The sequence below is a fragment of the Rhodococcus sp. BP-316 genome (assembly GCF_019836105.1).
GTDB lineage: Bacteria > Actinomycetota > Actinomycetes > Mycobacteriales > Mycobacteriaceae > Rhodococcoides.
Genome location: NZ_JABUEE010000007.1, coordinates 241,597 through 254,392, shown reverse-complemented (window position 1 = coordinate 254,392; position 12,796 = coordinate 241,597). Strand labels below are relative to the sequence as shown.

Annotated in this window: 6 protein-coding genes; 1 reads left to right on the top strand and 5 read right to left on the bottom strand. The window is 71.1% G+C overall.

Annotation, left to right across the window (positions count from 1 at the left end):
- Positions 1–14 precede the first annotated feature (14 nt).
- The gene (locus tag HQ312_RS15470; RefSeq protein ID WP_222632764.1) at positions 15–1,472 is read left to right on the top strand and encodes a DUF2079 domain-containing protein; all 1,458 of its coding nucleotides are present in this window, start codon (positions 15–17) and stop codon (positions 1,470–1,472) included.
- Positions 1,473–1,476: 4 nt separating this feature from the next.
- Here the strand turns inward: HQ312_RS15470 and HQ312_RS15465 are convergent, their stop codons facing one another.
- From HQ312_RS15465 to recC, 5 genes are all read right to left on the bottom strand, one after another.
- A complete protein-coding gene (locus HQ312_RS15465; protein WP_222639149.1) occupies positions 1,477–2,415 on the bottom strand; it encodes a hypothetical protein in 939 nt (312 codons plus the stop codon).
- A 46-nt stretch (positions 2,416–2,461) separates the two neighbouring features.
- Positions 2,462–3,907: a hypothetical protein gene (locus tag HQ312_RS15460; protein ID WP_222639148.1), complete on the bottom strand. Its 1,446-nt coding sequence runs from the start codon at positions 3,905–3,907 to the stop codon at positions 2,462–2,464.
- 203 nt (positions 3,908–4,110) lie between these two features.
- Complete coding sequence (recD, locus tag HQ312_RS15455; protein ID WP_037185192.1) at positions 4,111–5,979, bottom strand: exodeoxyribonuclease V subunit alpha; 1,869 nt, start codon at positions 5,977–5,979, stop codon at positions 4,111–4,113.
- Between the two features lie 5 nt (positions 5,980–5,984).
- Positions 5,985–9,299 carry a UvrD-helicase domain-containing protein gene (locus HQ312_RS15450; protein ID WP_222639147.1) on the bottom strand — a complete coding sequence of 1,105 codons (3,315 nt, stop codon included), beginning with the start codon at positions 9,297–9,299 and terminating at the stop codon, positions 5,985–5,987.
- Between the two features lie 83 nt (positions 9,300–9,382).
- The gene (gene recC, locus HQ312_RS15445) at positions 9,383–12,718 is read right to left on the bottom strand and encodes an exodeoxyribonuclease V subunit gamma (RefSeq protein WP_222639146.1); all 3,336 of its coding nucleotides are present in this window, start codon (positions 12,716–12,718) and stop codon (positions 9,383–9,385) included.
- Positions 12,719–12,796: the final 78 nt, after the last annotated feature.

Sequence of the window (12,796 nt, the reverse complement as noted above, 5' to 3'; positions counted from 1 at the left end):
AGAAATTATCTCCTGTGACGGCAACCAGACCTTCTGCGGAGACTGCAGCGGCCGCCCCGTCCGGCGGGGCGCGCCGACCGCAGGAGATGCTGCGTCGCGCCCGCCGCGCGGACATCGCGGTCCCGGCGATCGCCTTCCTCCTGCTCGCCCCGCTCTACAGCGCACTGTCCGTCGTCGGTCAGCACCAGCTGCGCACCTCCGGTTTCGACCTCGGCATCTTCGTGCAGCAGATCGCCTCGTACGCACGCCTCGACGCGCCGACGTCGGATCTGCTGGGCACGGGCTACAACACGCTCGGTGATCACTTCTCTCCGATCACCGCACTGCTCGCGCCCTTCTACCGACTCGCCCCTGTCCCCGAGACCCTGCTGATCGCCCAGGGCGTCCTGTTCGCCGTGGGTGTCGTGCCCCTCTCCCGGTGGGCGTGCCGCAGCCTCGGCACCGTCGCGGGCATCGTGGTGGCCCTCGGCTACGGACTGTCGTGGGGCCTGCAGTCGGCACTGAACTTCGACTTCCACGAGATCGCCTTCGGCGTCCCGATGCTGGCCTTCGCCATGGCAGCGCTCGGCCAGGGGCACTGGCGTGCCGCGGTGGCGTGGACGCTCCCGCTCGTCTTCGTCAAGGAGGACATGGGGCTGACCGTCATCGTGATCGGCGCCCTGATCGCCTGGTGGACCACGGGTCGCACACGGATTCTGGGCCTGGCGACGGCCGCGTGGGGCGCGGCGTGGATCGTGCTGGCCATCACGGTGGTCATACCGCTGCTGAGCGCCGACGACGCCTACGGTCAGGGTTCGAAACTTCCGCCCCTCGGTGAGGGCATCGCCGACACGACACACGGTCTCGTCAGCGGGGACTCGCGTGCCGCGACCGTGCTACTGCTGTTGGCCGTCACCGGCTTCGCAGCACTGCGGTCACCGTTGACGCTGGTGGCAGTACCCACCGTCGCATGGCGGTTCCTCAGCGACAACACCAATTTCTGGAAGCCGATCTTCCATTACAACGCGATCCTGATGCCGATCCTGTTCGCCGCGTTGATCGATGCACTCATTCGCGGTCGGCGCGACATGCACCTGTCACCGCGTGCCCAGAGAGTGGTGCTCGCCGCCGTCGCCGCCGTCGCTCTGGTCGCGCTGCCCTTCCAGCCGCTGGCTCGGCTCGCCGACGCCGACGGGTGGCGCGTCGACCCGCAGGTGACCACCGCGAGAGCCGTGTCGGCATCCATACCGCCAGGGGACCGCGTGTCGGCCTCCAACAACCTGGTCCCGCAGTTCGTGTCCGACCACCCCGTCTCGGTGTTCCCGCAGCGGGAGACCGATTCCACGACACCGGACTGGATCGTCGTGAACATCGGCCGGCCCGCCGGGTGGCCCAAGGACGAGTCGGGCGACAACACGGCGATCAGTGCAGCTCTCGCGGACGGTTACTCGGTCGTCTCCGACGTGAACGGCATTCTCGTACTTCGTCGGTGACGGGTCAGCGTCCGGGAACGGGATTCGTCCAGCCCGGGTCGGGTGCCGCATGCCGACCTTCTCCGGACGGCTGCACCGACTGCGGCGCGGTGTCGCTCGCCGACGGCGGAGCCGGGTTGCTCACCGACGGCGGAGCCGGGTTGCTCATCGTCGCAGCTCTCGGCGACGGCTGACGGGGCTCGTCGTCGTCACCGGGAGGCGGCGACGGAGGATCGATCGGGTCGCGATCCGGATCGGGGCCGGTGTGCGGCCCATGACCACCGGACTGCACCTGCGGAGTGCCGGGGAGCGGCGCGGGGCCGGGACCCGGTGTCGGGTCGGGGCGCGACGGTGCGGGGTCCGGCTCGGGAACCGGTGCCGGCGCGGCAGGTGCCGTGACGGCCGGCGTCGGCGCGGGAGCCTCCTCGACCTCGACGACGTCGGCGATGTCGTCCACCACCGGAGCCGGGGGCGTCCCGGGGGGCGGCGGTGCCGTGTCGACCGGCGGCGCGACCGGCTCGGGTGCCGTGACCGCCGGGGCGGGCGGCGTGACGCCGGGGATCTCGAACGGGAGCGGCGGAAGCTGGAAGACGAACGGTGCCGGCGCCGGCGCGGTGCCGTTCTGCACGGCTGCGGCCTGGTCCTCTCGCCGCTCTCTCCGCTCGTCGGCTTCCTGCGCCGCGAGATCGTCGGCTGCCTGCTTCGCTTCCTTCTCCTGGCGTTCGCGTTCCGCGTCCTCTGCGGCACGCTCCTTCTGCGACAACTCGTCGCGACGCCTGCTCTCGGCGACCTTCTCCGCCGCCGTGTTCGGTTCGTCGTTCACCGATGTCGGAGCAGCGGACGCCGCGGGAGCGACGAGGACGGACGCGCAGGTCACCAGCCCCCAGGCACCCACGGCCATCGCACTCGCGGCGAGACCGGATCCCACTGTGCGTCGGCGGCGTACGGGCGCGCGGTGCGTCATCGTGTGTCTCTCTCGAGTCGTGGCGGGAGGAGGGCCGGAAGACGGGTCACGGAGCGGGACAGACGCCGGTGCAGTCGATCTTGCGGACGATGGCGAAGCCGTCGTCGTCCTCCCGCACTGTGAACTGCTGGTCGTACCGGAACTCCCGGCCGTCCGGAACCGTGAGTGTCAGGACGGCGTCGAAGACGAGCGGGTCGGAGGTGGGCGCCACGTCGATGCGGTGCCGTATCGCCGGGTCCACCGCGTCGATGGATCGCTGCAGATCGGCCACCGTGGCGTCCACACCGGCCGTGTCGGACAGATCCCAGAGCGCTGCGGCCGCTGCGGCGTCGCGATCTCGGTAGTACAGATCGTCGTAGCGCACGATCACGGCGGGACCACTCGCGCGGGCAGCATCGATCGGCGGCGGCGCCGCCGACGCGGTCTGATCGGCCGCGTCCGCACCGACACCCGCGGTGGCGACCGGGACCGGTGCGGAATCCGCGGGGGCGCGCTGCATCATGACGGCGGTGCCGAGTCCTCCCGCGACGAGAAGGGCACCGAGGGCGGCGAGGGCGGGAAGTCGCCCGCTGCGACGACTCGGCCGGGTGTCGGCAGAGCGCGCGCGCAGTGTCGCCGTCGTGCTGTCGAAGGAGGGTGTGTGGTCGTCGGCGTGCAGACCCGGGTGCGCGTCGGGAACGATCGGGCGTACCGGCCCGCGCGTCCGCATCACGACGGCGGCGACGTGCGACCAAGCGCGGCGAACGTCCGCATCGGAGTCCGACGTGGACGGCACGTCCAGCACGGTGCGGACGCCCGCATCCCCGAGCACGCGTCGCAGATCCGTGGAGCCGGACCGCGAACCGGCATGTACCGCATCGTGTTTGACGACGACGATGCGATCCGACCAGGAGTCTCGGCCGCTGCCGCGGAGCGAGTCCATCAGTGCCACGACGCGCAGTGCCGCGGCCTCGGAATGGGGAATCGGGACGACGATCGAGTCCGCGTCGTCGATCATCGCGACGAAGTACGGCTCGTCGCTGCGGGCGTGCACGACGACGGTCTGCCGGTGGTGCGTCAGGACGGTCAGAACGGCCTCGATGGCGTGCGGGTCCTGCAGCGACGCATCCGCTCCGAGAGCATCGTGCCCTTCGGGCCGGGTGTCGACGTAGTGGGACAGTGCTCGCGGATCGCACTCGGGCGCCACCAGGGCCTCGACGTCCTCGGCGATCTGCGCGGCGGCACCGTGCCCGGTGGCCTCACCGGCCAGATCCCAGGCGATCACGCCCCCCGGCCGACGCTCGCCGACCGCGGCGGACATCCCGGCCAGCGCATCGCTGCCGAGGATCTCGCCGAGACCGATGTCGGCGATCACGATGCGGTGTCGGACGGGGAGAGCGCCGGACAGAACCCGCCGATCCTCGCTCTCGGTGGTCCCGGGGTGCGAGCCGAACAACCCGCGGCGGTGCGGTCGCGGTTCGTGTTCGACGCCCGGGGTGAGGAATGTGGACACTAGGCGAGCTCGTCGTGGCTCGGTGCCGAGGTGGACCGGACGACGGGCAGGTGGTGACGACTCCTCATACCCTGTCCCCCGTCCTGTTTTCACCGCCTGTAACGGTCCCCCCGACCGCAGTCGAGGAGAATATAGCGCACACGCACGACGTGCGGGCAGTACTCGGAGAACCGACTGCCACGAGACGCCGCGCGCGCGGTGGATCAGGAGTGACCGAAGGGCACCGGCGAGTCGCGACGCAGTCCGCTGGCCCGCAGCACCCGGCGACGGACACCGGCGCGCACCGACTCCTCGCTGCCGATGATGCGCACGGTGCGGCGGGCGCGCGTGATGGCCGTGTACAGCAGTTCCCTCGTCAACAGCGACGACGTCTCGTCCGGGATGACCACCGAGACGGTGTCGTACTGACTTCCCTGACTGCGGTGAATCGTCATGGCGTACACCGTCTGTACGGCCGACAGCCTGCTGGGATGAACGAGGAACGGAGTCGACCCGCGCGCGAACGCGGCGACCACGCCGCCGTGTCCGTCGTCGACGACCACGCCGGTGTCGCCGTTGTAGATACGGTTGTCGTGGTCGTTCGTCGTCACCAGGAGCGGTTGCCCGAGATACCACTGTGCGGCGTCGAGGAAGGTCGAGGTGTCGGCGCCCACGCGGTCCATCGCCCACCGTGCCCAGTGATCCACACCGGAGGGGCCCTCACGGTGCGCGCACAACAGGCGGTGCCGCTCGAGAGCAGCGAGGGCCGCGGCCGCATCACCGGACGCGGCGGCCGCGGTCACGGCCCGGGCGGTCGAGACCACATCGCGTTCGAGCGACGACACGTCGGACCGCGGACCGAACTCGAGGGCGGGATCGCCCGAGTTCAGCAGGCGCACCACCTCGTCCTCGTCGCCGTCACGCACAGCGACGGCGAGATCGGCGATGACACCGCCGAACCGACGCCCGCGGCTCAGTCGCACGGTGCCCGCGGCGAGTCGGCGCACCTCGCCCGTCGAGAGACTCTTCTCCGACGAGTCCCCCGCCGCCGGGACGGACCCGAGGTCGGCGCCCACCAGGGCGGTGACCACCTCCGGCAACGCCGCCGTCACCGGCCGCGCGACCAGGTCGGCCAACACCGCGCCCGCGTCCACCGAGGTCAGCTGGTCGGGATCGCCGACCAGTACGAGCCTGGTGTCGGCGCGGACCGCCTCCATGAGTCGGCTCATCAGCGTGGACGACACCATGGACGTCTCGTCGACGACGACCACGTCGTACGGGAGCCTGTTGTGTGCGTCGTGGCGGAACCGACTGCGGCTGCCGGGCTGCCAGCCCAGCAGCCGATGCACCGTCATCGCCGGGATGTCGTCTCGCAGTCCGAGTTCCGGTGCCTGCTCGGCCACCGACTCCTGCAGTCGCGCAGCCGCTTTCCCGGTCGGCGCGGCGAGCCCGATCCGTAGACCGGGGCCGTGCACTGCGGTGAGCAGAGCGAGAATGCGCGCGACCGTGTGCGTCTTGCCCGTTCCGGGGCCGCCCGCGATGACGGTGGTCCACCCGGTCACCGCGAGTGCCGCCGCGATGCGCTGCCTGTCGGGCACCTCGGTGCTCGGGAAGTAGGTGGCCAGTCCCTGCCGCACCGCCTCCACGTCGACGGCCGGCGCGTCGAGTGCGCGCGCCGCCAGCACGTCCCGGATCACTTTCTCCTGCAGGTAGTACCGCTGCAGGTAGAGCAACGGGCCGTCCGCGGTGTCCACCACGAGCACCGGTCGCAGCGGACCGCTCTCCCCGCCCAGGACGAGTGGGCTCGCCCGGAGGGCGGCCACGACCGCCGCGTCGTCCGGCCACGGCAGAGCGTCCGTGTCGACCCCGTCGTCGGCCGTGACGTCGCGCAGGCGGGTCAGGTCCAGGCACACCGAGCCGACGCGCACCGCGCGCACGGCGAGTGCCACGGCGAACAGCGCCAGTTCGTCCCGTTCCCCGCCGAGCGCGCCGAGTCGGAGGGCGACGTGCACGTCGGCCGCGGTGAGGACGCCGACGTCGTTGAACGCGCGCAGCACTCCCTTGCCGCGCTGCGCGACAGCGCCCGGGTACACCGCGGTCACGACCGGACTCCTGCGAGCAGATCGGACAGCGCCGTCACGAGATCGGGGGACGGCGCCCAGGAGAAGACCCCGCGCCCGGGCGGAGTGTCCGGGCCGATCATGCCTCGGACGAAATGGTACTGCACTCCTCCGAGGTGTACCCGGGGGTCGTATCCCGGTCGACGCCACCGCAGATAGCGGTGCAGCGCAACGGAATAGAGCAGTGCCTGCAGCGGATAGTGCGACTCCATCATCTCGCCGGCCATGTCCTCGACCGTGAAGTCGTCGACGGTGAGGTCGCCACTTCTGATGCGATTGGTCTTGTAGTCCACCACCACGTAGCGGGAATCGTCGGACGACCCGACACGCAGGACCGTGTCGACACTGCCGGTGAGGTAGCCCCGGAGCGTCCGGTCGTCGAGTCGGCGCATCCGCTGCGGATAGGCCGCGAGCACGTCGTCCGAAGCGAGGTGGTGCGCCACGAGATCGGCGACGGCGTGCACGGTCACGTGCGCCGTCGCGGCGTGGTCACCGCCCGACAACGGGATCTCGAAGTCCATCTCGGCGAGCCTGTTCGACGGGTGGACCTCGGCGAGCGTGCCGGTGCCCGCCGCGCCGAAGTCCAGGGGCGTGCGCAGGACGGCCGTCAGCGCCCGAGAGAGATGATCCGCGTCGATGTCGGCACCGTGTGCCGAGACGGCCTCGACACACCGGCGCTGCACCTCTGCAGGCAGATCGTCGACGGAGGTGTCGACGTACTCGAGAATCTCGTGCACCAGGGTGCCGAACGCGGCTCCCGCGGGCAGACCGTTCATGAGCGAGGGGGCCCCCGCGCCCACACCTGCCGCGAACGGGTCCTCCACCGGTTCGTCGCCGAGTATCGGGTCCTCGGATTCGACGACCTCGACCGGCTGATCGTGCGCGCCCGCGGTCAGCGCAGAGTAGGACGTTCGCCGCCACGCGGTGTCCAGCCTCCGGTCGAAGTGCGCGACGGCCAGTGCGCCACCGCTTCTCTCGGACGTCCGCGCGGGCCGGGCCACCACCGTCACGTCCTGCACCGCCTCGACGCCGATCGCGCTGCCGCAGCGCGACTGCAGGGTCGTCGTCGCGGAGGCATCGTCCTGCAGGCGCACCGTCGACTCCGGTTCCGCGATGCCGGGCACTCTGCCGAAGAGCAGTCGATGCAACGGGGACGCCGCCGTGATCGCCGTCGGTGCCCACCACAGCACCAGACGGCACTGCGCGCGGGTCAGAGCGACGTAGAGGAGGCGCATCTCCTCGCCCGCCGCCTCCTCGTCGTGGCGCTGCTTGCGTTCGCGGTACCCCGGAGTGGAGGACCCACCGACGTCGCGCACACGCGCACCCTCGTCATCGTGGAAGAGCAGGGTGTCCGGATCGAACGATCCGGCGGCACCCCACGCGAACGGGACGTACACGATCGGGAACTCCAACCCCTTCATCGCGTGCACCGTGGCCACCTGCACGGCCTCGGCATCGCTGTCGAGCCGTCGGCTGCGGTCGGCCACAGCGCCGCTCGAGGGGTCCTGGATCCGGTCGGCCAGCCAGCGGGTCAACGAGGTCACCCCGTGTCCGCCCTCGAGCGACTCGCGCTGGACGAGTTGCGCGACGTGCCGCAGGTCCGTCAGATCGCGTTCACCGGATTCGGTTGCCAACAGACGTTTCTGGAGCTCGGTGGATCCGGTGAGATTCTCGACCATCGCCGCGAAGCCCACCCCTGTGACGAGCGCGGACCACTCGCGGCAGCGCGCACTCAGTGCGGAGGTCGCGGCGTCGCCACCCTCGTCGAGGCTGCGAGCCGACCATCCGAGCAACGGTGTGAGCGCGGCGCGCCGCACGACGTCGGCACGGTGCGGTTGTTCCAGTGCCTGCAGGAGCAGCAGCCAGTGCGCCGCGGACTCGGTGGCGAACACCGACGAGCCGCCGTACAGCACGGACGGCACGCCGGCGCGCTCGAGAGCGGACCGCACCTGCTCGGCCTGTCTGCCCGACCGGACGAGCACGGCGATGTCTCCGGGAGCGACAGGCCGCGGCGACGCGCCGTCGACCGTCAGCATCGCGTCGCCGTCGAGGAGCGCGACGATGTCCTGCGCGACGTCGTCGGCGATACGCAGTCGGACCTTCTCGGTGGCCGGGAGGCCCTTGTTGTTCAGCGGACCGGAGCCCGTTCGACCGAAAACGCGCAGGCGCACTGGAGGCAGCGGGTCCCGCGTCGCGGCGGCCAGCAGCCGAGGTTCCCGGTGCGATGCCGTCACCGGAGTGACGACGATGTCGGGATGTCCCAGTGCGGCACCCTCGTACAGGTGCGCGAGCGAGCCGATCACGGCCGCGTCGCTCCGCCAGTTGGTGGTGAGTGCCAGATGCCGGTCCGCCACCGCGACCGCGTCGAGGTAGCTGAGCACCTCGGCGCCGCGGAACGCATAGATGGCCTGCTTGGGATCACCGACGAGAACCAGGGTGCAGTGCCCGTGGAACGCCCTCCGCAGGATGGACCACTGCAGCGGGTCGGTGTCCTGGAACTCGTCAACGAGCACCACCGTGAACTTCTCGCGGACACGCGCGCACGCGGCCGGGCCGTGCGTCTCGTCCGACAGCACGCCGTGCAGGAGTTCGAGGAGGTCGTCGAAGTCACGGACCCCGAGCCGCCGCTTCCGGCGCTCGGTCTCCTCCCGCGCCTCGCGGGCCACCGCGACCCGCTGACCGGCCGCCGTGTCGCCGGGAGCGTCGGGACTGAGCACGGCCCGCCGGTCCGAGACCGCGGCCCGGGCCACCGTGCGCGCCTGCGCGACGGTCAGTGGCGGCGAACCGACCTCTGCGCTGTACCGACGCAGATACAGGTCGTCGACCACGTCGTCGACGAGATCGTCCACGGACTCGACGAAGGTCGCGTCCGGTTCCCGCTCACCCGCGATCCCGAGTCCGTCGAGCATGCGTTGGCAGAAGCTGTGCGTCGTGGCGATCGTCCCGGCGTCGAACTCCGACAGCGCCGTCAGCAGCCGAGTGCGCCGCAGCGCCACCTCGTCGTCGCCGACGTCGGCGAGCAATGCGATCAGCTCGTCACCGCCCGTACGGGCCGCCGACGGATCCGCCAGGGCGGCCGCGACCTCGGCGAAGCGTGCGCGCGTGCGTTCGCGTAGCTCGCGCGTCGCGCCCTTGCTGAACGTCACCAGCAGTACGCCCGCGATGTCGGTGACGCCCTCGGCGACGTAGCGGGCGGCGAGGCCCACGATGGCGTAGGTCTTGCCCGTGCCGGCGCTCGCCTCGAGCACGGTGGTGCCCAGCGGGAGCGGCCCTGTCAGATCGAACGTGCTCATCGCTGCTCCGATCTCTCGAGAGCGCTCATCGCTGCTCCATACCTTCGGGAGCGCTCATCGCTGCTCCATACCTTCGGGAGCGCTCATCGCTGCTCCATGCTCTCGTGGGTGAGCAACGGCTGCCACACTCGTCGCGCGAGCACACCGAAGCGCGTGCCGTCGGCCGACCACGCCGCCTCGTCGGCGGCCGGAGGAATCGCTGTCCACTGCCCGAAGTCGACTCCGCTTCCGTGCACCAGAAGTACCGCCGGCTCCGTGACGTCGCCGAACCGATCCGAGAACTGCTGAGCTGCCGCCGCGAGGGCCATCTCCTCGCTGCTTCCCCGAACGACTCTGGTGGCGTATGCCTCCCCGGACTTCAGCGCCAGGGGCAGTGGCTCGCGCAGACCGCGGTCGCGCAGGTCCGCCAGCTCTGCCAGAACCGCGCGGGCGTCCTCGGGTGTCGTGAGGGTCGACCGCGACACGGGCCGTGAGGACCGACCCCGCGCGGTGGTGACCGCCGTCCATCCGTCCGAGCCGCTCTGCGCCGCGACCGCCAGCAGGTGGATCCAGGCCTCCAGTCGCCGCTTCGGGGCCATCCTCGAATAGGACGTGCGCGCCACGGTGGTGCCGTGCACCCCGGGAACGGTGCCCGTGAGCCGCCGTCCCCCGTCCAGATCCACGACGACGTCCACACTCTCCGGCGGCCCGACGTGGATCTCGGCCGCCGCGTCGGCGATGGGCACCACGTCGTTCTCGATCTGCTCGAGCAGGCGCGCACCCTGCGCGAAGGGCGGCAGCGTTCCGCGCCGCCACTCCGCGGCCCGGAAGTCGGCCAGTTCCACACCGGTCAGGAGCGCCGACAGCATGCGCTCTCCGATGTCCCAGGCCGACAGCGCGTCCAGCTCCACGGCGAGGGCGTCGACGACGTCGTCGTCCCGCCCCGACAGACCCACCTTCAGTCGCTGCCGCACGAACGCGGTGACGGGGCTCTGCACGAACGCCACCAGCTCCGCCAACGCCACGTCCGCGGAGTCTCGCGCTGGAAGCGGACCATCGAGGAACGGCTGCCGCGGAACGAAGGGAGCGCTCGCCGCCACCGCGCCCGCGAGCGCGGCACTGTCGAACCCGACGGGAGCGCTGCCGTCGAAGATCGACGGATCGAACGGCTGCAGCGGGTGCCGCGTGACCGCGCGGTTGTTCTCGACCCCCGCCGTAGCCGCCACGACCTCGATGACCTCGGACAACGGGATGGCGGGAGGTTCGTGGGCACCCGACACCGGATTCGCCCCGGTGTGGAAGAGAACCAATTTCTCGCCGGCCGACATGAGGGCGTCGAGCAGCAGCTGACGGTCCTCGCTGCGGATGTCACGCTCGCCGATCAGCGCACCGCGTGCGAGGACGTCGTCGCCGTCGAGGTGGCCGGCGCGTGGGAAGACGTCGTCGTCGAGCCCGAGCAACACCACCACCCTGTGCGGCACCGACCGCATCGGGACCATGGTGCACACCGTCAGTTCTCCGGTGCGGAAGTTCGATCGCGTCGGGCGCCCGGCCAGGCGATCGCGCAACATCGACCGGATGTCGGCGAGCTGCAGGGAGATGTCGTCACCGTGTTCCAGCGCGGCGGACAGTTCCCGCAGCGCGTCGACCCGATGTCGGACGTCGGCCGGCCCGACCTCGGTGAGCAGGTCGATCGCTCGGATCAGGCTCGCGCGCCACGTCCGGACCGGATGCTCGCCCCGCATACCGCGCAACACGACAGAGACCCGGTCGACCAGTTCTGCGTACCGACCGGCGAGATCGATGTCGTTCCCGTCGACGTCGTCCACGGGAAGGGCCAGGCCCAGCCAGTCCCCCGTGGTCTCGTCGGCAGCGGCGCCCAGCAGCAGTCGGTCCATGGCCGCGGTGAACGTGTTCTGACGAAAGTCGCCCAGACCGAACAACTCTCGCTGCACAGAATCGATGCCCCAGCGCGCACCGGACACCCGTGTCCACTCGGCGAGACGTTCGAGATCGTCGTCGGAGAAGCGGAACCGGGTCCGCACAGCCTCGGACGCAGCGAGATCGAGCATCTGCGACGCGGTGACGCGGTCCCCTGCCATCTCGATCATCGCCGCGATCACGTCGAGCACGGGATTGGTGCGCCGGAGCCCCCGATCCGCCAGCCGCACGCGGAGTCCGTGCGCCGGGTGCGCCGAGGGATCGCCCACCGCGCCCTCGTTCCCGAAGGCCGCTCGCACGAGCGGAGCGAAGGTGTCCACGTCCGGGCACATGATCAGGACGTCGCGCGGTTCGAGCGTCGGATCGTCCTGGAACAGGTGCAGCAAGGTGTCGCGCAGCACGTCGACCTGCCGGGCGGGGCCGTGGCAGGCGTGGATCTGCACGCTGTCGTCCATCCCCGGGACGTCGGGCGCGGCCGGGGCGCGGTCGGCCACGATGTCGTTCTGCATCCGCCTCAGGACGGTCGTCGACGCCTCGACACGCCGCGCGTCGGACCGCTCCGGATCGGGGAGATGGCGGTCCGCATCGGCCGTCGGTTCGAGAAGCGGTTGCAACTCGCGCACGTCGCGTCCGAGGCTCACCAGCAGGGGATGACCCGCCGTCGACACCGGCGGCGCGTCGACACGCCGCACCGACCCGGCGCCCGCACGCCGGGACGTCGCGGCCCACGAGAGCGGGCTGGGGTGTGGCAGCCACAGATGGACGTCGCGGTGATCGGCCACCGCCCGCAGCACGCGTCGCTGCAGGGTGGTGAGACGGGTCGCCCCGAACAGGGACAGGCGCGACGGAAGATCGAGCATCGACCCGTCCTCGGCGAGGGCGTCGCAGACCGGGTCCAGTCTCTCCGCGGGGCCGGGCACCCCGATGCGCTCCCGCACCCGGCGCCACAGCTCCGCCTGCCACAGGAGATCCGGCGCGAGCGGGGCGCCCGCGCCGTCCGTGTCGGCACCGGCCGCCCAGTCGACGATCATCGAGGGCCGTTGTGCGGCATACGAACGGAAGAGCCCGGACACGTGGGACGCGGTGGACCAGCGTCGACCACGGCGGTGATCGTCGGGCGCCGCCGCCGCACCGCCGATGCTCCGGGAGAGAACCGAGCACCAGGGTTCGGTCGAACACTCGTCGATCACGCGTAGGACGGTCCACAGCAACGGGCCCGCGGCCCACGGATCCGAGTCGGCGTCCACGCCCGTCACCACGGCCAGGACGTCGTCGACCAGGCGGCCGGGCGACGGGAAGTCGATGTTCGCCGCGATGCCGTCCGACACTCCTGCCGCCCCCAACGAGAGGGAGAGCCGTTGTCGGAGCCACCGCTCCACGCCCTTCGCCGGGACCGCGACGACGTCTGCGGCGAAGGCGTCCGCGAGGGGCTCGGCGAGCAGCGTCGCGAGACCGGTGGCCAACGTGCTCGCGCGTTCGGCGCGGTGGAGCTCGAGCACGTGGCCCTCCTGGAACGTCGTGGTGTCCCACCGACCGTGAGGTCCGGTGTCGACCCGACCGTAGCGCCCTGCTCCGAC